Genomic DNA, 23,632 nt, shown 5'->3' on the forward strand with positions numbered 1-23,632 from the left:
ACCCCTCGGTCCGACCGGTCCCAACCTCAAATGAAGCTCTGAAGGTGGGGTCCGGCGGATTGGCGGGCGCCCGGCAGGGCCATGACCACTCCACGTGCCATGACCACATCGACCGGGGGGCGAACCATGGAGCTGGGCATAGGTATCGGCTGGCGGCCCGAGATCGCCGAAGCGGTGGAAGGGCTGCCCGGCGTCGACTGGGTGGAGGCGGTGGCCGAGAACCTCTGCACGGACCGCCTTCCCGAGTCGCTGGTACGGCTGCGGGAGCGCGGGGTGACGGTCGTGCCGCACGGGGTCTCGCTGGGGCTCGGGGGCGCGGACCACCCCGCCCCGGCGCGCCTCGCCGACCTCGCGGCGTGCGCGCGGGCGCTGTCGGCTCCGCTGGTCACCGAGCACATCGCCTTCGTACGGGCGGGAGGCGAGCGCACCGCCTCGCCCCGGCTGGAGGCCGGGCACCTGTTGCCGGTGCCGCGCACCTGGGACGCGCTGGACGTGCTCTGCGAGAACGTACGGATCGCGCAGGATTGCCTGCCGGTGCCGCTCGCGCTGGAGAACATCGCCGCGCTGATCAACTGGCCGGACGAGGATATGACGGAGGGTCAGTTCCTGGCGGAGCTGGTCGATCGTACAGGCGTGAAGCTCCTCATCGATGTGGCGAACCTCCACACCAACCACGTCAACCGGGGCGAGGACCCGGCGAAGGCGCTGGCGGAGCTGCCGGTGGAGGCGATCGCGTACGTCCATGTGGCGGGCGGGGTGGAGAAGGACGGCGTCTGGCACGACACGCACGCGCATCCGGTGGGACCGGAAATCCTGGACGTCCTGGCCGAGTTGGTGTCCCGCGTCTCGCCTCCGGGGGTGCTCCTGGAGCGCGACGACGCGTTCCCGCCACAGGCCGAGCTGGCCGGGGAGCTCGCGGCGATACGGGACGTGGTGCGGGCCGGTACGCCTGAGGCACCGCCCACGCGCGCGTCCTCGCCGACAGCGGACGCCCCGCGCACCGGCGCCCGGGAGCGGCTCGCGCTGGCGCAGACGGCGCTGCTGTCCGCCCTCGTCGCCGGGACCCCCGTCCCGTACGGGTTCGACGGCGCGCGACTGGGCGTACAGGCGCGCGCGTTGGCCGCGAAGCGGGCCGACATCGTCGCGAAGGTCGCGCCCGAACTGCCCGTGATCCTCGGGGACGGCTACCGCCCCGCGTTCCTCGCGTACGCCCGCAGCCATCCGCTGCGCGACGGCTACCGCCGCGACGCCCTCGACTTCGTCGAGTCGCTGCTCGACAGCGAGGGAGGGGAGCCGGACACCGAGACCCGGCGCCGCCTTACGCGTTGGTGGAAGGAACGCTCCGGCGCGCGCCCGCCGGGCCGGACGACCCGGTTCCTGCGCGGACTTGTACGGGCCGCCTGACGCACAGCCGTACACGGACTGGCCTCATGAAGGCGGGCAAACTACCACTCCCGCCACCAAGTTGCCCCGTACTCGCCCAACACGTGATGCCTCCCACACCACACCGTCACCGATTTCCCCGAACCCCTCCCCGGATCACCCGCCTCCGCATTACCGTGCGCACCGCACCTGGAGGCTTTCATGCGTCGGATATTTATTTCCGGTACCGGCCTGGTCATCGTCGCCCTGACGGCGACCATCGCCGCCCTGCTCTTCCCCGTGTGGTCGTACGCCGACCGCTCCGGGACCGGGCTCGCCAATCTCAACGCCGGTTCCGTGCCCACCCGCTGGGGGCCGCTGTCGGCCGCCGACCGGGACTTCGTGGTACGGGTGAGACTCGCCGGACTGTGGGAACTGCCCGCAGGTCAGCAGGCCATCGAGCGGGCCCCGAGCGCGGCGGTCACCGCCGCGGGCCATCACCTCGTCGACGGCCACGCCTTCCTCGACGCGCGCGTGCGCGAGGTCGCCGCCCAGCTCGGCATGGAGCTGCCCGACCAGCCCAACGCCCAGCAGCAGTCCTGGCTGCGGACGTTGACGGCCGACAGCGGCGCCGCGTACGAGAAGGACTTCGCCAACATCCTGCGTTCGGCACACGGCAAGGTGTTCTCGCTGGTCGCGCAGATCCGGGCGAACACCCGGAATTCCTTGGTCCGCGCGCTCGCCGACGACGCCAACACGACCGTCCTGGACCACATCAAGATGCTGGAGGCCACCGGTCTGGTGGACTTCGACGCGCTGGCCCGCGACAGCGTCGCCACCGCGACCACGTCGCCCAGCGGACCGCCGCCGCCCACCCCGGGAGCCACGCCCGCCTCACCCGTCCCGGTCACCCCCTCGTTCCCGCTGCCACCGGCGGCCAGCCGCGCCCTCCCCACCGACACCCCTGCCACCACTCCGCCCGCCAGCCCCACCGACACCCCGTAACGAACCGATAACTCCATGTCCACATCATGGGAAAGTCATGGCGCAGGGCTTGTCGCGTCACATACAACTCGGCCATGTTCTGGGTTCTTTTCCTGGTAGTCGGGTGCCTCGCGTCCGCCTTCAGCTGCGCGCGGCTCTGCCTCGCCGCGTCGGCGGCGGCCGATCCGGCGGCGGTGCGACCGCGGGCCCGGGACACCGAACTCTCGCTGTACGAGGCCGCGTTCCTCTCGGGCGGGCCCCTGCGGGTCACCGACCTCACGCTGGTCGCGATGCACCGGGCCCGCCGGCTGCTGCTCGCGCACACCGGCTGGGCCACGGTCGTCGACCCGGAGGGCCGGGACGACCTGGAGCGGTCGGTGATCGGCGCGATCGGGCCGGAGGGACAGGCGCGGATAGCGGCCATACGGTCCACCGCGGCCGCCGCAGACGCGGTGCACGCACTGGCCGACCGGCTGGCCGCCGCCGGGCTCGCCGTCCCGGACGCGGCCAGGACGGGCATCACGGCCTCCGTACGGGCCGTTCGCGGCGCCACCGTGCTCACGCTGCTCCTCGGGGCGGTCGCGCTGCTGATGCCCGGCCAGGACCGCGCCACCCAGGCCGAGATCGCCGCCTGGTTCTCGCTGCCGCTGGTCCTCACGCTCGGCTGCCTCTTCATCGCGCGCGTGGAGGTCCACCCGCACACCCGCTGGGCCTCCCCCGACGGCCAGCGGCTCCTTGGCCGGATCGACCCGGCGGGCGACCCGCTGACGGCGTTCGCGGTACGGGGCGTGAGCGCGGTCGACGACCCGGCGCTCAGGACCGCGCTGCGCGGCGGCCGCTGACGCGCCGCAGGACGACGCGCCGGGGACATTGATCCCGGCGCACCGCACTGCGGTGCTTTACTTCATTAATTAGCCCCATAATCATCCCTTTTGTACTGCATGTGCCCGAAGGGATCGATGTGGGATGAGAGCAGCAGCGCTGTACGGAACCGTCGGTTCCCTTGTTCTGTCCGCCCTGGCCGCCGCACCGGCCGCCGGCACGGACCCTCGCACCGCGGAGGCGCGCGGCACCGTGATCGCGGCCGAGCGCGCGGCGGCCGCCGGTATCGCCTTCGGCCGCTGCCCCAAGGCGGAGATGCTGCCCGACACCGTGCGGTGCGGCACGGTCCGGGTCCCGCTCGACTACGCCCACCCGAAGGGCCGTCAGATCGCCCTCACGGTCAGCCGGGTGAAGGCGTCGGGCGGGCCCGGCGAGCGCCAGGGCGCGCTCGTCTACAACCCCGGCGGCCCGGGCGCCTCCAGCATGTACTTCCCGATGGTCGCCCCGCTGCCCGAGTGGAAGCGGATTGCGCGGGCGTACGACCTCGTCGGTTACGCCCCGCGCGGAGTCGCGCGCTCCGCGCCGCTGTCCTGCCAGGACCCGAAGGACTTCGCCAAGGCGCCCACACAGTCCCCGACCGACCCGTCGCCCTCGTACAAACTGGAGCGGATCGCACAGGCCAAGGCGTACGCGCAGGGGTGCGAGCGCAGCGCGGGGGCGGCGCTGGGGCAGTACACGAGCCTCAACAACGCGCGCGACCTCGATGTGCTGCGGGCCGCGCTCGGCCAGAAGAAGCTGACGTTCATCGGCGCCTCCTACGGCACTTACTTCGGAGCCGTGTACGCGACGCTGTTCCCCTCGCACGTACGCCGGATGGTCTTCGACTCGGCGGTCGACCCGGACCCGCGCAAGATCTGGTACCGCGACAACCTCGACCAGTCGCTCGCGTTCGAGAGCCGCTGGGAGGACTTCCGCGCCTGGGTCGCCCGGCACGACGGCGTGTACCACCTGGGCACCACGGCCGAGCGGGTGCTGGAGAACTTCGAGAAGGTGCGCGCGCGTCTGGCCCAGGAGCCGGCGGGCGGGACGGTCGGCCCGGCGCAGCTCCAGGGCGCGTTCCTCAAGGCGGGCTACTACGACGACTTCTGGGCGATGCGGGCGACCGCGCTCTCGGCGTATCTCAAGGGCGACCCCAAGCCGCTGATCGCGCAGGCCGCGCCACGGCCGGAGACCGCCTGGGACGACGAGAACGGCAACGCGGTCTACACGGCGGTCGAGTGCAACGACGCGCCCTGGCCCACCGACTGGGCCACCTGGGACCGGGACAACACCGAACTCGCTCAGATCGCGCCGTTCGAGACCTGGGACAACGCCTGGATGAACCTGCCGTGCGCCTACTGGCCCGCACCCCGGCAGCAGCCGGTGGACGTGGGCACCGCGCGCGGTGCGCTGCCGCCGACGCTGATCCTGGCGGCCGAGCGAGACGCGGCGACGCCGTATCCGGGGGCGCTGGAGTTGCAGCGACGGTTGCCCGGCTCGGTGCTGGTGACCGAGAAGGACGCCGGTACGCACGGCATCGGCGGAGGCGCCAACAAGTGCGTCAACGGCTATCTGGAGGACTATCTCCTCCATGGACGGACGCCGGTGCGGCGCGCTGCGTGCGCGCCGCACCCGGAGCCGAACCCGGTGTCGCTGGACAAGCGGTCGGCGCCCAGGGCTGGGCAGCGGCCGTCCGCTCTCTGATCTTCCGGGTCAGGGGTGAGTCCGGGCCCGTCCTGAACGGGCCCGGTCACCGGGCATACGAGGTGGTGGGCGGCCGTCAGGCCAGGCCCGCCACCAGATCCGCGACCGACTTGCGGCGGCCCGTGTAGAACGGGACCTCCTCGCGGACGTGCATCCGGGCCTCGGAGGCGCGCAGATGACGCATGAGGTCGACGATGCGGTGCAGCTCGTCGGCCTCGAAGGCCAGCAGCCACTCGTAGTCGCCGAGCGAGAACGAGGCGACCGTGTTGGCGCGCACGTCCGGGTAGCCCCGGGCCATCTTGCCGTGGTCGGCGAGCATACGACGACGGTCCTCGTCGGGCAGCAGGTACCAGTCGTACGAGCGCACGAACGGGTAGACCGAGACGTAGTCGCGCGCCTGCTCGTCGGCGAGGAACGCCGGGATGTGCGACTTGTTGAACTCGGCGGGGCGGTGCAGCGCCATGTTCGACCAGACCGGCTCAAGCGCACGGCCCAGCTTGGTGCGGCGGAAGAGGTTGTACGCGCTCTGGAGCTCGTCCGCCGTCTCCGCGTGCCACCAGATCATGACGTCGGCGTCCGCGCGCAGGCCGGACAGGTCGTAGGTGCCACGGACGGTGATGTCCTTGGCGGCGAGCTGGTCGAACAGCTCCTGGACCTCGTCGGCGAAGCCGGAGCGGTCCTCGGGCAGCACATCGCGCAGCTTGAAGACGGACCACAGCGTGTAGCGGATGACCTCGTTGAGGTCCTTCGCCTTCTTCCCCGCGTTCGGGCTCTTTTCCGGTGCACTCATGAGGCTATTGTCCCGCGTCACGCTGAGTGTTCCGCGCCAGGGTCGACGTGGCGATGATCTCGTCCGCGGCGCGCCGCGCGCTCGCGATGCACGCGGGGATGCCGACGCCGTCGTACGCGGCCCCGCAGACCCGCAGCGCGGGCAGCTCGGCGACGGCCGCGCGCACCCGCGCCACGCGCGCGAGGTGGCCCACCGGGTACTGCGGCAGCCCGCCCGTCCAGCGCGTCACCTCGCTCGCCACCGGCTTCGCGGCGAGGCCGACCGCGTCGCCGAGGTCGCGCAGCGACATGTCGACCAGGTCGGCGTCGTCCCGCTCCAGGTGCTGCTCCTCGCCGTAGCGCCCGATCGAGGTGCGCAGCACGAACAGGTCCGGGGCGCCGTCGGTGACCCACTGCCACTTGTACGAGGAGAAGGTGGACGCCTTGATCGTGCGACCGTCCACGGACGGGACCAGGAAGCCGGAGCTGCGCTCCAGGTGCTCAAGGTCCGCACGGCGGAAGGCCATCGTGACCAGCGCCATCGACGCGTACTCGACACCGGCCAGCTCGGCGGCCGCCGCCGGGGACTCGGCGGCGAGCAGCGCGGAGGCCGACCAGGCGGGGGCGGCGAGGACCACGCCGTCGGCCTCGATCACCTCGTGGTCGGTGCGGATCCGCCAGGAGTCGGCGGTCCGGGAAAGCGCGACGACGGGCGCCTCGGTACGGATGACGCCGCCCTTGGCCCGTACGGCGTCGGCCACCGCGAGCGGCAGAGTGCCCATGCCGCCGTCGAGGCCCATGAAGACGGGGCCGCCCTCCTGGGGGCGCGCGGCGGCCTTCGCCTGGAGGTCCTGGACGCCGTCGAGGAGCGAGGCGTGGCCGCGGGCGGCCTCGAAGAGCTGGGGGACGGCGGCCCGCATCGAGATGCGGTAGGCGTCGCCCGCGTAGACCCCGCCGAGCAGCGGCTCGACGAGCCGGTCGACGACCTCGCGGCCGAGCCGCCGGGCGACGAACTCGCCGACGCCGACGTCGTCCCCGACCTCGGTCCGGGCGAGCTCGCGGTCCTGGGCGATGCGGGCCAGGCCCTCGGCGGAGACGATGCCGGACAGCGAGGCCGGGTCCGCCGGGACGCCCATCACATGGCCCTTGGGCATCGGCCGCAGCTCGCCCCGGGTCCAGATCGCGGCGGTGGCCGACGGCGCCCGCAGCCGCTCGCCGAGGCCGACTTCGCGCGCGAGGCCGACGGCCTCGGGTCGGCGCGCCAGCATGGACTCGGCGCCGAGGTCCACGCGCGCGCCCGCGATCTCGCCCGACTCCAGCTTGCCGCCGAGCCGGTCGGTGGCCTCCAGCAGGGTCACGCGCACACCGGGCTCCAGCAGCCGGTGGGCGGCGGCGAGCCCGGCGATGCCGCCTCCGACGACGACGATGTGCGGTGTTCCTGCGACGGCGTTGTCCATGCCTCCACTGTCTCAGACGCCTGTGACACCCCGGCGCGGAGCCCGCTGCGGGCCCCGCCGTCCGCGCCTGTGGAGGTCGCACGCGTCAACATCCCGGCCGCGTCCGGGAATTCCGCGCGCCCGCCGTACGTATCTTCCGAAGGAGACGGCGGGACGAACGAACGAGGGGTGCGCAATGGCGGAGCGACTGGTGGTCATCGGCGGGGACGCGGCGGGGATGTCCGCCGCGTCCCAGGCCCGCAGGCTCAAGGGGCCCGGGGAGCTGGAGATCGTCGCGTTCGAGCGCGGCCACTTCACCTCGTACTCCGCCTGCGGCATTCCGTACTGGGTGGGCGGCGATGTGCCCGAGCGGGACGATCTGATCGCCCGCACCCCCGAGGAGCACCGCGCGCGTGGCATCGATCTGCGCACCCGTACCGAGGTGCTGGAGATCGACACGTCCGGGCGGCGGGTGCGCGCCCGGGACCTGGAGTCGGGCGAGGAGTACTGGACTTCGTACGACAAGCTCGTCATCGCGACCGGCGCCCGGCCGGTGCGGCCGCAGCTGCCGGGGATCGACGCGCCCGGTGTGCACGGGGTGCAGACCCTCGACGACGGTCAGGCGCTGCTCGACACGCTGGCCTCGACGCCCGGCCGCCGCGCGGTGATCGTGGGCGCGGGCTACATCGGCGTGGAGATGGCCGAGGCGCTGCTGCACCGCGACTACGAGGTGACGGTGGTGACCCGGGGCGAGCAGCCGATGTCCACGCTCGACGCGGACATGGGCCGCCTGGTGCGCGAGGCGATGGACGGCCTGGGCATCACGACGGTGACCGGCGCCGAGGTCACGAAGATCCTGACAGGGGACGACGGCCGGGTGCGGGCGGTGGCCACGGAGGACGCCGAGTACCCGGCGGACGTGGTGGCCCTCGGCATCGGCGTCGAGCCGCAGACGGAGCTGGCCCGCAAGGCCGGGCTGCCGCTCGGCGAGTACGGCGGGCTGCTCACGGACCTGGCGATGCGCGTGCGCGGCCACGAGGACATCTGGGCGGGCGGCGACTGCGTGGAGGTCCTGGACCTGGTGTCGGGCCGCGAGCGGCACATCGCGCTCGGCACGCACGCGAACAAGCACGGCCAGATCATCGGCTCGGGCGTGGGCGGCGGTTACGCGACCTTCCCCGGCGTCGTCGGTACGGCCGTGAGCAAGGTCTGCGACCTGGAGATCGCGCGTACGGGGCTGCGCGAGCGGGACGCGCGCGAGGCGGGCCTGCAGTTCGTGACGGCGACCATCGAGTCGACGAACAGCGCGGGGTACTACCCGGGCGCGGCCCTGATGACGGTGAAGATGCTCGCCGAGCGGCGTACGGGGCGGCTGCTCGGCGTCCAGATCGTCGGCCGCGACGGGGCCGCCAAGCGCGTCGACATCGCGGCGGTCGCGCTGACGGCGGGGATGACGGTGGAGCAGCTGGTCACCCTGGACCTGGGCTACGCCCCGCCGTTCTCCCCGGTCTGGGACCCGGTCCTGGTCGCCGCCCGCAAGGCCGTGTCGGCCGTACGGGCGGCGGGGAACTAGGCCGGGCTCAGCGCGCGGTCTGCGTGTGGACGTAGTCCACGAGGCGCGTCAGGGCATCCGGGTTCATCGTCGGCAGGACGCCGTGGCCCAGGTTGAAGACGTGGCCCTCAAGGCCCGCCGCCGCGTCCAGGACCTCGCGGGTCTTCGCCTCGACCGCCTCCGGCGGCGCGAAGAGGACCGCGGGGTCCAGGTTGCCCTGGAGCGCCTTGCCGGGGCCGACGCGGCGGGCGGCCTCGTCGAGCGGGACGCGCCAGTCGACGCCGACGACGTCCGCCCCGGCCTCGCCCATCAGGCCGAGCAGTTCGCCGGTGCCGACGCCGAAGTGGATGCGCGGGACGCCGTACTTCTCGACCTCGCGGAAGACCTTCGCCGAGGCGGGCAGCACCGAGCGGCGGTAGTCGGCGGGGGCCAGCGCGCCCACCCAGGAGTCGAAGAGCTGGACGGCGGAGGCGCCCGCCTCGATCTGGACCTTCAGGAACGCGCCGGTGATCTCGGCGAGGCGGTCGAGCAGGTCGGCCCACAGCTGCGGGTCGCCGTACATGAGCGCCTTGGTGTGCTCGTGGTTGCGGGACGGGCCGCCCTCCACGAGGTAGCTCGCGAGGGTGAACGGCGCGCCCGCGAAACCGATCAGCGGCGTCTCGCCGAGCTCGGCGGTCAGCATGCCGATCGCCTCGGTGACGTAGTGGACGTCCTCGGGGGTGAGGTCGCGCAGCCGCGCCAGGTCCGCGCGCGTGCGGATCGGGTCGGCGACGACCGGGCCGACGCCGGGCTTGATGTCGAGGTCGATACCGATGGCCTTCAGCGGGACCACGATGTCGCTGAAGTAGATCGCCGCGTCCACCTTGTGGCGGCGTACGGGCTGGAGCGTGATCTCGGTGACCAGCTCGGGCCGCATGCACGACTCCAGCATGGGGATGCCCTCGCGCACCTTCAGGTACTCGGGCAGCGAGCGCCCCGCCTGCCGCATGAACCAGACCGGTGTGTGCGGCACCGGCTCGCGGCGGCAGGCCTTCAGGAAGGCGGAGTCGTAGGTCTGTGTCGGCGGGCCCGAGGGGCGTTCGTTGGCGGTCACGCCCAGAATCTTCGCACGCGCCCCCAAGCGGTCGGCCGGGCCCGGGTGTCTCTACCGACGCGGGGCGCCCGTTCCGCCTAGTCTTCCGGCATGACTGCCGCTCAGGGACGAACTTCGGATGGCGCCGGCGGCACGGACAGTGCGGACGGCAGGACCGTTCCGCCCGCCTTCCGCCAGGCGGTCGACGCGCTGCGGGGGGCGCGGCTGCGACCCGAGATCGAGGTCGACCCGACCAGACCGCCGCAGCGGCTCGCGCCGCACGCGTACGCGCTGGAGGCGGCGGTCGTCGAGAACGACGAGGACCTGGCGGACGGGCGCCTCGTGCTGCTCCACGACCCGGCCGGGCACGACGCCTGGCAGGGAACGTTCCGCCTCGTCACGCTCGTACGGGCGGAGCTGGAGCCGGAGATGGCGGCGGACCCGCTGCTGCCCGAGGTGTGCTGGTCGTGGCTGACGGGCGCGCTGGAGGCCCGTGGCCTCTCGTACGGGGAGGCGAGCGGCACCGTGACGCGGGCCGGGTCGTACTACTTCGGCGGGCTCTCCCAACGGCGGCCCGCGACGCAGATCGAGATCCGGGCGTCCTGGACTCCGCGCGAGGGGCTGGGCGGTGTGCCGGATTCCGCCGCGCACCTTTCGGCCTGGTGCGATCTGCTGTGCCAGGTCGCCGGGTTGCCGCCGGTGTCCTCGGCGGACGCGGGTGTCGTCACGCTTCCGCAGCGACGCGATCCTCGCTGAGCGCTGCGCTTCGCAGGGCCGGCGCCCGCAAGCAGGTGCGGCGCTGCTGGGTGCTGGCCGCGACCAGCTGCCCTATAAGGGGCGCGGGGAACTGCGCGACCAGCCACGCACGGTCCGCACCGGCAATCCGCGCCCTGCGGGGGATTCGGGGCTGAGCCCCGAGGGGACTCGTCCGGTCACTCCCCCATCGACCACCTGTCCTAATTGCCCTAAATGTTTCTCACCAAATCGTGATCATTCCCTAAAGCCGGACGGGCTGCCTGCCGAAGAGGTCTGTGACCCTATCTGCACGGTTCGCCCCGGCTTCATCCCCGAGCCGGCCCCGTCCCAGCACCCTTCCCAGGAGGCCTGGTGTCCGTTCTCCTTGAGCAGCCCGCAAGCCTGGTCGCCTACCGCCCGAACAAGCCGACGGCCATGGTCGTCGTCGCCGACCCCCGAGTCCGCTCCACCGTCACCCGTCACCTGTGGGCCCTCGGAGTACGGGACGTCATCGAGGCGTCGTCCATCGCGGAGGCACGTCCCCGCGTCGGCAACCCGCGCGACATCTGCGTTGCCGACGTCCATCTGCCCGACGGTTCCGGGCTCACCCTGCTGTCCGAGACCCGGGCGGCGGGCTGGCCCAACGGCCTGGCCCTGTCCGCCGCCGACGACATCGGCGCCGTGCGCAACGCCCTCGCGGGCGGCGTGAAGGGCTATGTCGTCACCGGTACGCGCACCAACATCGGCCACCCCACCCGCCCCGGCGCCGCCCCCATCGGATCCGCGGCCGCCCGTATGCACCGCCGCCCCCCGGGTGCCCCGAGCCACCCGGGCGGCTACCGCGAGCTCTCCGGGCGCGAGGTCGAGGTGCTGCGGCTGGTCGCCGAGGGCCAGTCGAACAAGGCGATCGGCGTCTCCATGGGCCTGTCCGCGCTGACCGTGAAGAGCCACCTCGCCCGCATCGCGCGCAAGCTCGGCACGGGCGACCGGGCCGGCATGGTGGCCGTCGCGCTGCGTACGGGAATCATCCACTGACGCAGAGACCGGATTCGGGGATCCCGGGTCGTCCACAGACCCGGGGATCCCGAATCGTCCACCGCCGCAGACGTACGGAATCACCTGCCGACCCACCGGTCCCGAGGGCCATGCTCCCCCCACAAAGCTCCGTGCGCCCCTCACGCGCCCGTCGACGGAACGTTCCGTCGACGGGCGCGGCGTATACACAAGTACCCTTGACAGGTGACCGACGCCCATAAGACCGCAGCAGAGACAGCACTGCGAACCACCGGGGGCGCTCCCCCGGACGACGACGTCCCGGTTGATGGGCTGCCGACTCCCCTGCTGGAGCCCCGAGACGGCATTCCGCCCGTCGTCGCCACCGACGAGGCGCTCGCCGAAGTCGTCGCCGCGTTCGCGGCCGGCACCGGCCCCGTGGCCGTCGACGCCGAGCGCGCCTCCGGCTACCGGTACGGCCAGCGCGCCTATCTGGTGCAGCTGCGCCGGGCGGGCGCGGGCACCGCGCTCGTCGACCCGGTGGGCTGCCCCGACCTCTCCGCACTCGGCGACGCGCTCGCCGACACCGAGTGGATCCTGCACGCCGCGACCCAGGACCTGCCGTGCCTGCGGGAAATAGGCATGGTGCCCTCCAGACTCTTCGACACCGAGCTGGCCGGGCGGCTCGCGGGCTTCCCGCGGGTGGGCCTGGGCGCGATGGTCGAGAGCGTCCTCGGATACGCCCTGGAGAAGGGCCACTCCGCGGTGGACTGGTCGACCCGGCCGCTGCCCGAGCCGTGGCTGCGCTACGCCGCCCTCGACGTCGAGCTCCTGGTCGACCTGCGCGACGCGCTGGAGAAGGAGCTGGACCGCCAGGGCAAACTGGACTGGGCCCGCCAGGAGTTCGACGCCATCGCCGCCGCGCCGCCCGCGCCGCCGCGCAAGGAGCCCTGGCGGCGCACCTCCGGGATGCACAAGGTGCGCCGGCGCCGCCAGATGGCCGCCGTGCGGGAGCTGTGGACGGCCCGGGACAAGGTCGCCCAGCGCCGTGACGTCTCGCCGGGCAAGGTGCTCAGCGACTCCGCGATCATCGAGGCGTCCCTCGCGCTGCCGGTCGACGTACAGGCCCTGATGGCGCTGCCCGGTTACGGGCACCGGATGGGGCGCCGTCAGCTGGAGCAGTGGCAGGCGGCGGTCGACCGGGCCAAGGCGCTGCCGGACTCCGCCCTGCCGCAGCCCGGCCAGCCGATGACGGGCCCGCCGCCGCCGCGCTCGTGGGCGGACAAGGACCCGGCGGCCGCGGCGCGGCTGTCGGCGGCCCGTACCGCCGTATCCGAGCTCGCGGAGCGGCTGAACATGCCGCAGGAGAACCTGATCACCCCGGACACCGTCCGCCGGGTGTGCTGGGAGCCCCCGGGCGACCGCTCCGAGGCGGCCGTGGCCGAGGCCCTGGCCACGCACGGCGCCCGGCGCTGGCAGATCGAGCAGGTCACCCCGCTCCTGACCCAGGCCCTGACGACGAAGACGGCCTGACCCGCACCGCGCCCACGTACCCCCTGACGACCTCCGTCATCAGGGGGTACGACCGTTTCCGGGGCCATCCGGAGTGTGACCTTCGCCGCTCTGGCCGAGGGGACTGGGCAGTTTGGTTACCCGCAAGTAGCATGTCGGGGTGAGCGCGCGCTCAGGCGTTTCGCGCCACGCGCAGCAGTGCCACCCCGCACCCTGGAGGAGAGCCATCGTGCCTCGTACCGTCAGGGACGTCGTCTTCGTCGACGGCGTCCGCACCCCGTTCGGCAAGGCGGGCCCGAAGGGCATCTACCACGAGACCCGCGCCGACGATCTCGTCGTCAAGGCGATCCGGGAGCTGCTGCGCCGCAACCCGGCCCTCGACCCCGCCAAGATCGACGAGGTCGCCATCGCCGCGACCACCCAGATCGGTGACCAGGGTCTGACCCTGGGCCGCACCGCGGGCATCCTCGCGGGTCTGCCGCAGTCCGTGCCGGGCTACTCCATCGACCGTATGTGCGCGGGCGCGCTGACCGCCGTGACCTCGGTCGCCGGTTCCATCGCCTTCGGCGCGTACGACGCCGTCATCGCCGGTGGTGTCGAGCACATGGGCCGCCACCCGATGGGCGAGGGCGTCGACCCGAACCCGCGGTTCGTGAGCGAGAAGCTCGTCGACGAGTCGGCCCTCTTCATGGGCATGACCGCCGAGAACCTGCACGACCGCTACCCGCAGATCACCAAGCAGCGCGCCGACGAGTACGCCGTGCGCTCGCAGGAGAAGGCCGCCAAGGCGTACGCCGACGGCAAGATCCAGCAGGACCTGGTGCCGATCTCGGTGCGCAACACCAACGCCGAGGTGGGCGAGACCGGCTGGGGCCTGGTCACCGCCGACGAGCCGATGCGCCCGGGCACCACCCTGGAGAGCCTGGCGAACCTGAAGACGCCGTTCCGCGTCCACGGCAACGTCACCGCGGGCAACGCCGCCGGTCTCAACGACGGCGCCACCGCGTCGATCATCGCGTCCGAGGAGTTCGCGCGCGAGAACGGCCTGCCGGTCAAGATGCGCCTGGTCTCGTACGCCTTCGCCGGTGTCGAGCCCGAGGTCATGGGCTACGGCCCGATCCCGGCGACCGAGAAGGCGCTGGCCAAGGCCGGCCTCTCGATCGAGGACATCAACCTCTTCGAGATCAACGAGGCGTTCGCCGTCCAGGTCCTCGCGTTCCTGGACCACTACGGCATCGCCGACGACGACGCCCGCGTCAACCAGTACGGCGGCGCCATCGCCTACGGCCACCCGCTCGCGTCCTCGGGCGTTCGCCTGATGACCCAGCTGGCGCGGCAGTTCGAGGCGCAGCCGGAGGTCCGCTACGGCCTCACCACCATGTGCGTCGGCTTCGGCATGGGCGCCACGGTCATCTGGGAGAACCCGCACCACAAGGACGCCGGAGGCAGCAAGTGAGCACCACCGCTGAGCTTTTGAAGGGTGCGGCCGAGCTGTTCCCGGACGAGGTCGTCACCTCGGCGCACGTGCGCCACCTCGACCTGCCGTTCGGCGCGGGCAAGTTCGCGCTGATCACGCTGGACAACGGCTTCGACCACACCAAGCCGACCACCTTCGGCCCCGGCTCGCTGGCGAACCTCAACGCCGCCATCGACCAGGTCGAGCAGGAGGCGGCCGAGGGCAAGATCGTCGGCGTCGGTGTCACCGGCAAGCCGTTCATCTTCGCGGTCGGCGCCGACCTCAAGGGCGTCGAGATCCTCAAGAAGCACGAGGACGCGCTGGTCATCGGCAAGAGCGGCCACGACGTCTTCAAGCGCCTCGCCGCGCTGGCCGTGCCCTCCTTCGCGTACTACAACGGCGCGGCCATGGGCGGCGGTGTCGAGGTCGGTCTGCACTGCAGCTACCGCACCGTCTCCAAGGCGCTGCCCGCGTTCTCGCTGCCCGAGGTCTTCCTCGGTCTGGTCCCGGGCTGGGGCGGCTGCACGCTGCTCCCCAACCTGATCGGCGCCGAGAAGGCCGTCTCGGTCATCATCGAGAACTCGCTGAACCAGAACCGCCAGCTCAAGGGCAAGCAGGTCTTCGAACTCGGCATCGCGGACGCGCTGTTCGAGGGTGCGGACTTCCTGGAGCAGTCGCTGATCTGGACCGCGAACGTCCTCAAGGGCGACGTCACGGTCGAGCGCCCGGAGATCGACCGCGGCGAGGCCTGGGACCAGGCCGTCGCCAAGGGCCGCTTCATCGCCGACTCCAAGGTGCACGGCGCGGCCCCGGCCGCCTACCGCGCCCTGGAGATCATCGAGGCCGCGAAGAACGGCGACCTCCAGGCCGGCTTCGACGCCGAGGACATCGCGCTCGCCGACCTGATCATGGGCGGGGAACTCCGCAGCGGCATCTACGCGTTCAACCTCGTACAGAAGCGCGCCAAGCGCCCGGCGGGCGCGCCGGACAAGAACCTGGCCCGCCCGGTCACCAAGGTCGGCGTCGTGGGCGCGGGCCTGATGGCCTCGCAGCTCGCGCTGCTGTTCCTGCGCCGCCTTGAGGTGCCGGTCGTGCTGACCGACATCGACCAGGAGCGCGTCGACAAGGGTGTGGGCTACGTCCACGCCGAGATCGACAAGCTGCTCGCGAAGTCCCGTATCAACCAGGACAAGGCCAACCGCCTCAAGGGCCTGGTCTCGGGTGTGCTGGACAAGGCCGAGGGCTTCTCCGACGCCGACTTCATCATCGAGGCCGTCTTCGAGGAGATCGGCGTCAAGCAGCAGGTGTTCGCGGAGGTCGAGGCGGTCGCCCCGGCGCACGCGATCCTCGCCACCAACACCTCGTCGCTCTCGGTCTCCGAGATGGCGTCGAAGCTGAAGCACCCCGAGCGGGTCGTCGGCTTCCACTTCTTCAACCCGGTCGCGATCCTCCCGCTCCTGGAGATCGTGCGCGGCGAGCAGACCGACGACGTCTCGCTGGCCACGGCGTTCGGTGTGGCGCGCAAGCTGAAGAAGACCGCGGTCCTGGTGAAGGACGCCCCGGCGTTCGTCGTCAACCGCATCCTGACCCGCTTCATGGGCGAGATCCAGAACGTCATCGACGAGGGCACCCCGGTCGCCGTCGCCGAGAAGGCGGTCGAGCCGCTGGGTCTGCCGATGTCGCCGCTGGTGCTCCTGGAGCTGGTGGGCCCGGCGATCGGTCTGCACGTCTCCGAGACCCTCAACCGCGCCTTCCCGGACCGCTTCACGGTCTCCGAGAACCTGGCCGCGGTGGTCAAGGCCGGCAAGCGCGGCTTCTACGTGTACGACTCCGGCAAGCCGGAGCTGGACCCGGAGGTCGCCGCTCTCCTCAAGCAGGGCGATGTCGTCCTGACCGAGGAGCAGACCCGTGACCGCGTCCTGGACGCGGTGGCGCAGGAGATCGGGCTCATGCTGGAGGAGGGTGTCGTGGCCGAGGCCCAGGACATCGACCTCTGCCTGATCACCGGTGCGGGCTGGCCCTTCCACCTGGGCGGCATCACGCCGTACCTGGACCGCGAGGGCGTCTCGGAGCGCGTGAACGGGAAGAAGTTCCTGGCGCAGGGCGTCGCGAGCGTCCCGGCGTAACGTCACTTCGCAGCGCATACGAGGAGGCCCCCGCTCGGCGAGCGGGGGCCTCCTTCGTGTCCGTACGACACCGGTTCGCCGTAAGGCGTCAGACCGTGATCCAGGGCTCCATGGCCAGGCCCGGCTCGGTGGTCTTCTGGCGGGTGACGCGCAGCCTGCCGTCCGTGCCGAAGGCGGCGAGGACGACCCGCCCGGCGGCGTCGGTCGCCAGCGCGGGCACTCCGGCGCAGACCTCGCCGGTCGAGGCCCACACGGCTCCGGCCGACTCGGCCTCGGTCGGGTAGGCGGCCAGCGCCGGGCGGCCGTCGGCGCCGCGCTGGGCCATCAGGGTGCAGTCGTGGCCGTCGACCGGGGTGCGCAGCACGGCGACGGGGCCGCTCGCGGCGCCGCCGAGCGGCACGGGCGGGGCGTCGCCGCGCACGGCCTGCACCTCGCCGGACTTGCTCTCGCGCCACAGGAAGGTGATCCGGTCCTCACCGGTGTGCTGGGCCGCCACCGAGCCGTCCTCGGGCTGCTCCTTGAGGTCGGGCAGCCGCTCGTAGTCCTTGGCCCCGGCGGCCCTGGTCCAGCGCATCACACCGCGCTTGGCCGGCATCATGACCTCGACCCTGCCGTCGTCGGCCGCGCCCGCGCAGACCGCGCCGTACGAGCCGGAGCCGTCGAGGTCGAGCCAGTTGCCCCACTTGCCGGAGGACTCCTGGACACGGGCGCACAGGCCGGTCCCGGCGTTCCGGACGAACACGTGCAGGTTGTCGTCGGAGTCGACGACGGCGGCCGGGTGACCGACCTTGGCGGCCTTCGACTGGTCGCGGTACGGGGTGCCCAGCGGGTACCAGTCCTTGACCGGGCGGCCCGACTGGTACTGGATCGCGTGGACGACGTCGTAGTGGGGCTCACCGGCGGGCGTCACCGACCGCCACAGCGCGAAGAAGTGCACATACCCGTCGGCGCCCTGGGCGACCGTGAGGCGCGGGTCGAGGCCGGTCTTCGGGGCCACCAGCTCGGGGCCGGTCCACTCGGGGCCGCCGGGCGAGACCTCGGTCCAGCGGAGCACCCCGCCCTCGGTCGGCGCGTACGCCGTGAGCCGGCCGTCCTTGCCGCGCAGCAGCCAGCCGGTGACCGTGACACGGCCGTCCGGCGTGGCGAGCACGGGAGCGAGGCCGGGCGCGGCGGTGGCCTTCGGGGCGGGGGCCTCGGGCTCCCGGCCCGACCCACCCTTCGACGTCCGCGCGGGCTTCAACGCCATGGCTCACCGACCACCTTTCCCTACCAGATCCGCGATGAGCGGCCGGATGCGACACACCATGAGACCCAGCGACAATAACACTCGGTCCGGGGCCCGGAATTCGCGGGATTTCCCCGGCCCGACGTGCGATTTTCCCCTGTTCCGTGCCAGGCTGCCGGGATGGTGACGACCTCGCTGGTGATCGTGGACGCGGCCAATGTGGTGGGCTCGGTTCCGGATGGCTGGTGGCGCGACCGGCGCGGCGCCGCCGAGCGCCTGCGCGACCACCTCACCGGGTACGCCGGGACCGGCCTGCCCGGCTTTCCCGGCCCCGTGGAGCTGGTCCTGGTGGTCGAGGGCGCGGCGCGGGCCGTGGAGTCGGTGCCGGGCGTACGGGTCGAGTCGGCGCCCGGCAGCGGCGACGACAGGATCGTGGAACTGGTCGCCGAGCGGCAGGCGGAGCGCCCCTGCCTGGTGGTGACGGCCGACCGCGAACTGCGCCGCCGCGTCGAGGCCCACGGCGCCCGGTGCGCGGGCCCCCGGACGGTACGACAGGCCACCGGGTAGTCAGTCCCCCGCCGGCTGCGTACGTACGTATACGTAGAGGACCGCCCCGTCGACCGTCCCCGCCAGCGGTTCGTAGTGCGCGGCCAGCAGGCGGCGCAGGCTGGGGAGGCGTTCGGGGGCGTACGGCTTGCCGCGTGAGTCGTCCACGATCAGTGCGGGCGGCCGGGTCGTCAGCTCCGTGCGGAAGACCGGCCAAGAGCCGTCGACGCCGTACTTCTCGCCGACCTGGGGGCCGTCGCGGCCGCCGCTGTAGTTGGTGAGGAGTCCGGCCGTCAGATAGCGGGTGGCGGGGGCGCGGCCCGCGAGCCAGTACGTCTCGGGGTGTATGCCCCAGACCAGCACCGGCTCCTGCGGCGCCGTACGGGCCCGTACGGCGGCGGCCAGGCGCTCGGCGTGGGCGAGTTCGGGGCGCGGCGCCAGCAGGCCCCAGCCGAGGAAGAGCGCGCAGCCGCAGGCGGACGCGAGCAGCGCGCTGGTCAGCCGGTACGGGGGCAGGATCTGCAGCGCGGCGGCGGCGAGCAGCACCAGCGGCGGGATGAGCTGGAGGTAGTAGTGGCCGAAGAAGTGGAAGCCGACGAGGACGGCACCGGCCGAGGAGGCCAGCCACAGCCATACGTCGGCGGCGCCGGTCCGCGCGATCCGCAGCACCCGCACCACCGGCGGGATCAGCCCGGCGCAGGCGGTCGCGAGCAGCGCCGTGTTCACCAACCCCCGTGCCAGTACGTGCAGTTCGGAGCCGGTGAAGGAGGCGTACGCGCCGGAGCCGGTGACCGTCCAGAACAGGAAGCGGGACGGGCCGGTGGCGAGCGCGCCGAGCAGCACCGGACCGCAGAGCCCGACTCCCGTACGCAGCAGGGCGCTTCGGCGCGGCGCGGCCGTGCGCCACAGCAGCCACAGGACCGGGACGAGCGTGGCGCCGCCGGTCTGCTTGGTCAGGAGCGCCCCGGCGACGGCGAGACCGGCGCGGCCCCAGTGGCCCCGGTCGGCGCAGCGCACCGCGGCGACCGTGAACGGCAGCATGAACACCTCGAACGTGGCGGCCTGCGCGTCCTCGGGGTTGAGGCCGATGGAGACGAGCAGGTGCAGGACCCCGGCGACCCGTCCGGCCCGGTCGCCCCAGCGGCGGCGGGCGGTGGAGGCCAGCAGCACCGCCGTGAGCAGCTGCGCCCCCACCGCCGCGAGCCGCAGCGGGCTGAGCGAGGTGTCCCCGAAGACCGCGAAGGCCGCCTCGTACAGCCACGGCAGCAGCGGGGGCTTGCGGTCGACGACCGTGTCGTACAGCGTTCCCCCGGCGGCGAGTTGGCGCGCCTGGACGGCGAGATAGCCCTCGTCCGGGTTCCACAGGGGATGGCGGAAGGACGGCAGCCGGGTCAGCACGGCCAGCGCGGCGAGCGCGGGCAGCAGCCGCGTCCAGTACCCCGCGCGGCGCCCGGGCGCTGCCCGCGGCCGGGGCACCCGAGACGCACGTACGGAGCGTGACGGGGCGGCGGACTCGACGAGCGTTCGGTGCACGGGAAGCACGCTATCCGGCCCCGCAGTTCCCATCTAAGCGGGACATACGGGGCCGGTCGATCAACTCCGGGAACTCGGCGTCGTCACTGTACGTTAATTCGGCTGTGAGACCGTCCGTACAGGAAGTAGACGACGAAACCGATCACCATCCAGATCCCGAACCGGATCCACGTCTCGGCCGGAAGGTTGAGCATCAGCCAGAGGGAGGCGGCCACCGACAGGATGGGCACCAGGGGCACCAGCGGGGTGCGGAACGCGCGCGGCAGGTCGGGGCGGGTGCGGCGCAGGATGATCACGCTGATCGCGACGACGACGAACGCGAAGAGGGTGCCGATGTTCACCAGCTCGGCCAGTTCGCTGAGGCTGGTGAAGCCCGCGAGGATCGAGATCAGCCCGCCGAGCAGGATCGTGGGCCGGTGCGGGGTGCGGAAGCGCGGGTGGACGCGGGAGAAGAACCGGGGCAGCAGCCCGTCCCGGCTCATCGCGAAGAACACGCGCGTCTGGCCGAGCAGCAGGATCATGCAGACGGTGGTGAGGCCCACGGCCGCGCCGAAGCTGATGACGCCCGCGTAGAAGGGGTGCCCGGTGCTCTTGAAGGCGTCGGCGAGCGGGGCGTCCACGGAGAGCTTGGAGTAGTGCTGCATCCCGGTGACCACGATGGAGACGGCCACATACAGGGCGGTGCAGATGAAGAGCGAGCCGAGGATGCCGCGCGGCATGTCCCGCTGGGGGTTCTTCGTCTCCTCGGCGGCGGTGGCCACGATGTCGAAGCCGATGAAGGCGAAGAAGACGACGGACGCGGCGGTGAAGATGCCCATCACACCGAAGTTGGTGGGGGCGTAGCCGAACATGAGCTCGACGAGCGGCGCCTTGAGGGTGCCGCCCGCGCTCTGCGGCTGCGAGGTGGGGATGAACGGCTTGTAGTTCTCGGACTTGATGAAGAACGCGCCCGCGATGATCACGATGAGCACCACGGTCACCTTGATGGCGACGACGACCGTGGTGACCCGGGCGGAGAGCTTCATCCCCACGACGAGAATGGCCGTCAGCACCAGGACCAGGGCGGCGGCCAGGATGTCGAAGCCGAACCCGTGCGCGCCGTCACGGCCGCTGAGCCCTTCGGGCATGTGCCAGCCCGCGTTGTCGAGCAGCGAGCGCACATACCCTGACCAGCCGACGGCCACCACGGCGGTGCCGAGGGCGAATTCGAGCACCAGGTCCCAGCCGATGGTCCAGGCGGGGAGTTCTCCGAGCGAGGCGTACGAGAAGGTGTACGCGGACCCGGCGACCGGCACGGTGGAGGCGAACTCGGCGTAGCACAGCGCGGCCAGCGCGCAGACGACGCCGGCCGCGACAAAGGCCAGGGACACCGCCGGTCCCGCGTTCTCCTTGGCGACCTTGCCGGTGAGGACGAAGATGCCGGTGCCGATGATGACACCGACCCCGAAGACCGTCAGATCGAGCGCGGACAGCGACTTCTTGAGTGCGTGTTCGGGCTCCTCTGTGTCCTTGATGGACTTCTCAATGGATTTGGTCCGGAAGAGACCGTTACTGGCCACCTGTACACCTCCGCTAGCTCAACGTCCTCGCCATGATCGGGAGGAGTGGCCGTACGGGTACCGGGCGGCAGCGGTAATTCACGCAATTGGGCCGGTCCAACCACCCGTACAGGGTGATCGGACCGGCCCGTTGACCGGTGTGCCCGCTCGCGTCAGTCGCGCGCGGGCTCCACGGCGGCCTCGCTGTCGTACTTGCCGTCGAGCTTGGCGACCAGGCCGGTGACCTGGCGGGCGATGTCCGGAGCGGTCAGCCCGATCTCGGCCATGACCTCGCCCCGGGAGGCGTGGTCGAGGAAGCGCGGCGGGATGCCGAAGTCGCGCAGCGGGACGTCGACGCCCGCGTCGCGCAGCGCCTGGGCGACGGCCGAACCGACGCCGCCGACGCGGCTGTTGTCCTCGACGGTGACGACGACCCGGTGGGTCTCGGCGAGCGGCGCCAGCGCCTCGTCGACCGGCTTGACCCAGCGCGGGTCGACCACGGTCGTCGAGATGCCCTGAGCGTCGAGCAGATCGGCGATCTCCAGGCACATCGGGGCGAGCGCGCCGACGGAGACGAGCAGCACGTCCGGCCGTTCCGCGTCGGCCGTGCGCAGCACGTCCATGCCGCCGATCCGGCCGACGGCCTGGACCGCCGGGCCGACCGCGCCCTTGGAGAACCGCACGACGGTCGGGGCGTCCTCGACCGCGACGGCCTCGCGCAGCTGCGCGCGCACCTGGTCGGCGTCGCGCGGCGCGGCGATCCGCAGGTCGGGGACGACCTGGAGGATCGACATGTCCCACATGCCGTTGTGCGAGGCGCCGTCGGTGCCGGTGACCCCGGCCCGGTCCAGTACGAACGTCACACCGCACTTGTGGAGGGCGACATCCATCAGGACCTGGTCGAAGGCACGGTTGAGGAAGGTGGCGTAGACGGCGAAGACCGGGTGCAGACCACCGGTGGCGAGGCCCGCCGCGGAGACCGCGGCGTGCTGCTCGGCGATGCCGACGTCGTAGACCCGCTCGGGGAAGGCCTTGGCGAACTTGTCGAGCCCGACCGGCTGGAGCATGGCCGCGGTGATCGCGACGATGTCCTCGCGCTCCTTGCCGAGCTTGACCATCTCCTCGCCGAAGACCGAGGTCCAGTCGAGGCCCGAGGTCGACACGGGCAGGCCGGTGTCCGGGTGGATCTTGCCGACGGCGTGGAAGCGGTCGGCCTCGTCCGCGAGCGCCGGCTGGTAGCCGCGGCCCTTCTCGGTGAGGCAGTGCACGATGACCGGGCCGCCGAAGCGCTTGGCGCGCGTCAGGGCGGACTCCAGGGCCTCGATGTCATGGCCGTCGATCGGGCCGACGTACTTCAGGCCCAGGTCCTCGAACATGCCCTGCGGGGCGATGAAGTCCTTGAGGCCCTTCTTGGCGCCGTGCAGCGTCTCGTAGAGCGGCTTGCCGACGACCGGGGTGCGCTCCAGGAGGTCCTTGCCCTTGGCGAGGAAGCGCTCGTAGCCGTCGGTGGTGCGCAGGGTCGCCAGATGGTTGGCGAGGCCGCCGATGGTCGGCGCGTACGAGCGCTCGTTGTCGTTGACGACGATGACCAGCGGGCGGTCCTTGGCGGCGGCGATGTTGTTCAGCGCCTCCCAGGCCATGCCGCCGGTCAGGGCGCCGTCGCCGATGACCGCGACGACGTGGTCGTCCCGCTTGAGGACCTCGTTGGCCTTGGCGAGACCGTCGGCCCAGCCCAGCACGGTGGAGGCGTGGCTGTTCTCGATGACGTCGTGCTCGGACTCGGCCTGCGAGGGGTAGCCGGAGAGCCCGCCCTTCATCTTCAGCCTGGCGAAGTCCTGGCGGCCGGTGAGGAGCTTGTGCACATAGCTCTGGTGGCCCGTGTCCCACAGGACCTTGTCCTTGGGGGACTCGAAGACGCGGTGCAGCGCGATGGTGAGCTCCACGACGCCCAGGTTGGGTCCGAGGTGCCCGCCGGTCTTGGAGACCGCGTCCACGAGAAAGGTCCGGATCTCAGCGGCCAGCTGGTCCAGCTGCTCCGGGCTGAGCCGGTCGAGATCGCGCGGTCCCCTGATACGGGTAAGCAGCGGCACCCGTGCCTCCTTGCATCCGTGCTGGTCGAGCATGCCGATTTGGCCGAGTCTAATGTTCCGCCCGCGACGGCGTTCATCGGGCGGTGGGTTCCGCGTCCCGCGAATGGCCGACATTCGCGGGTACGCACAGACGTGCCCG

General features: G+C 72.0%; 18 protein-coding genes. 11 read left to right on the plus strand and 7 right to left on the minus strand.

The genetic code is table 11. The features are described 5' to 3' along the window. Positions 1–126: 126 nt before the first annotated feature. The 4 genes from BG418_RS05410 (at position 127) to BG418_RS05425 (ending at position 4,911) form a co-directional block, all read left to right on the plus strand. Entirely contained in the window at positions 127–1,404 is a 1,278-nt protein-coding gene (locus BG418_RS05410) for a DUF692 domain-containing protein (RefSeq protein WP_188272537.1), read from the plus strand. A gap of 180 nt (positions 1,405–1,584) precedes the next feature. Beyond that, positions 1,585–2,367, plus strand: a complete 783-nt coding sequence (locus BG418_RS05415; protein ID WP_188272538.1) for a DUF4142 domain-containing protein — start codon at positions 1,585–1,587, stop codon at positions 2,365–2,367. Between the two features lie 74 nt (positions 2,368–2,441). Further along, positions 2,442–3,188, plus strand: a complete 747-nt coding sequence (locus BG418_RS05420) for a TIGR04222 domain-containing membrane protein (RefSeq protein WP_188272539.1) — start codon at positions 2,442–2,444, stop codon at positions 3,186–3,188. Positions 3,189–3,312: 124 nt separating this feature from the next. Next, positions 3,313–4,911, plus strand: coding sequence for an alpha/beta hydrolase (locus BG418_RS05425; protein WP_188272540.1), 1,599 nt, complete (start codon positions 3,313–3,315; stop codon positions 4,909–4,911). Between the two features lie 76 nt (positions 4,912–4,987). Here the strand turns inward: BG418_RS05425 and hemQ are convergent, their stop codons facing one another. Further along, positions 4,988–5,701: a hydrogen peroxide-dependent heme synthase gene (gene hemQ, locus BG418_RS05430; protein ID WP_188272541.1), complete on the minus strand. Its 714-nt coding sequence runs from the start codon at positions 5,699–5,701 to the stop codon at positions 4,988–4,990. Positions 5,702–5,705: 4 nt separating this feature from the next. Continuing rightward, positions 5,706–7,136, minus strand: coding sequence for a protoporphyrinogen oxidase (gene hemG, locus BG418_RS05435; protein WP_188272542.1), 1,431 nt, complete (start codon positions 7,134–7,136; stop codon positions 5,706–5,708). A gap of 175 nt (positions 7,137–7,311) precedes the next feature. Here hemG and BG418_RS05440 point away from each other — a divergent pair, with 175 nt between their 5' ends. Further along, positions 7,312–8,688: an FAD-dependent oxidoreductase gene (locus tag BG418_RS05440; RefSeq protein ID WP_188272543.1), complete on the plus strand. Its 1,377-nt coding sequence runs from the start codon at positions 7,312–7,314 to the stop codon at positions 8,686–8,688. A 7-nt stretch (positions 8,689–8,695) separates the two neighbouring features. Here the strand turns inward: BG418_RS05440 and hemE are convergent, their stop codons facing one another. Then, positions 8,696–9,760 carry a uroporphyrinogen decarboxylase gene (gene hemE, locus BG418_RS05445; protein ID WP_188272544.1) on the minus strand — a complete coding sequence of 355 codons (1,065 nt, stop codon included), beginning with the start codon at positions 9,758–9,760 and terminating at the stop codon, positions 8,696–8,698. Positions 9,761–9,850: 90 nt separating this feature from the next. On the opposite strand from hemE, the gene BG418_RS05450 reads away from it, so the two are divergent. From BG418_RS05450 to BG418_RS05470, 5 genes are all read left to right on the plus strand, one after another. Continuing rightward, positions 9,851–10,495, plus strand: a complete 645-nt coding sequence (locus tag BG418_RS05450; RefSeq protein ID WP_188272545.1) for a DUF3000 domain-containing protein — start codon at positions 9,851–9,853, stop codon at positions 10,493–10,495. Between the two features lie 351 nt (positions 10,496–10,846). Continuing rightward, complete coding sequence (locus BG418_RS05455; protein ID WP_188272546.1) at positions 10,847–11,509, plus strand: LuxR C-terminal-related transcriptional regulator; 663 nt, start codon at positions 10,847–10,849, stop codon at positions 11,507–11,509. A gap of 204 nt (positions 11,510–11,713) precedes the next feature. Next, entirely contained in the window at positions 11,714–13,000 is a 1,287-nt protein-coding gene (locus BG418_RS05460; protein ID WP_188272547.1) for an HRDC domain-containing protein, read from the plus strand. A gap of 208 nt (positions 13,001–13,208) precedes the next feature. Continuing rightward, entirely contained in the window at positions 13,209–14,435 is a 1,227-nt protein-coding gene (locus tag BG418_RS05465) for an acetyl-CoA C-acyltransferase (RefSeq protein ID WP_188272548.1), read from the plus strand. Continuing rightward, positions 14,432–16,561, plus strand: coding sequence for a 3-hydroxyacyl-CoA dehydrogenase NAD-binding domain-containing protein (locus tag BG418_RS05470; protein WP_188272549.1), 2,130 nt, complete (start codon positions 14,432–14,434; stop codon positions 16,559–16,561). Before BG418_RS05465 ends, BG418_RS05470 begins: the two co-directional genes overlap by 4 nt. Before the next feature lie 88 nt (positions 16,562–16,649). On the opposite strand, the gene BG418_RS05475 is transcribed toward BG418_RS05470, so the two are convergent. Beyond that, positions 16,650–17,807 (minus strand): hypothetical protein, encoded by a 1,158-nt coding sequence (locus tag BG418_RS05475; RefSeq protein WP_223184407.1) that lies wholly within the window; start codon positions 17,805–17,807, stop codon positions 16,650–16,652. Between the two features lie 159 nt (positions 17,808–17,966). Here BG418_RS05475 and BG418_RS05480 point away from each other — a divergent pair, with 159 nt between their 5' ends. Beyond that, positions 17,967–18,353 carry an NTP pyrophosphohydrolase gene (locus tag BG418_RS05480; protein WP_188272550.1) on the plus strand — a complete coding sequence of 129 codons (387 nt, stop codon included), beginning with the start codon at positions 17,967–17,969 and terminating at the stop codon, positions 18,351–18,353. Here BG418_RS05480 and BG418_RS05485 read toward each other — a convergent pair whose 3' ends face one another. The 3 genes from BG418_RS05485 to dxs form a co-directional block, all read right to left on the minus strand. Next, the gene (locus BG418_RS05485) at positions 18,354–19,898 is read right to left on the minus strand and encodes a glycosyltransferase family 39 protein (protein ID WP_188272551.1); all 1,545 of its coding nucleotides are present in this window, start codon (positions 19,896–19,898) and stop codon (positions 18,354–18,356) included. A gap of 50 nt (positions 19,899–19,948) precedes the next feature. Further along, on the minus strand, positions 19,949–21,424 hold the full coding sequence (locus tag BG418_RS05490) for an amino acid permease (RefSeq protein WP_188272552.1): 1,476 nt from the start codon (positions 21,422–21,424) through the stop codon (positions 19,949–19,951). A 152-nt stretch (positions 21,425–21,576) separates the two neighbouring features. Further along, a complete protein-coding gene (gene dxs, locus BG418_RS05495) occupies positions 21,577–23,493 on the minus strand; it encodes a 1-deoxy-D-xylulose-5-phosphate synthase (protein ID WP_188272592.1) in 1,917 nt (638 codons plus the stop codon). Between the last annotated feature and the right edge of the window lie 139 nt (positions 23,494–23,632).

It is taken from the genome of Streptomyces sp. CBMA152 (genome assembly GCF_014596475.1).
Classification (GTDB): domain Bacteria; phylum Actinomycetota; class Actinomycetes; order Streptomycetales; family Streptomycetaceae; genus Streptomyces.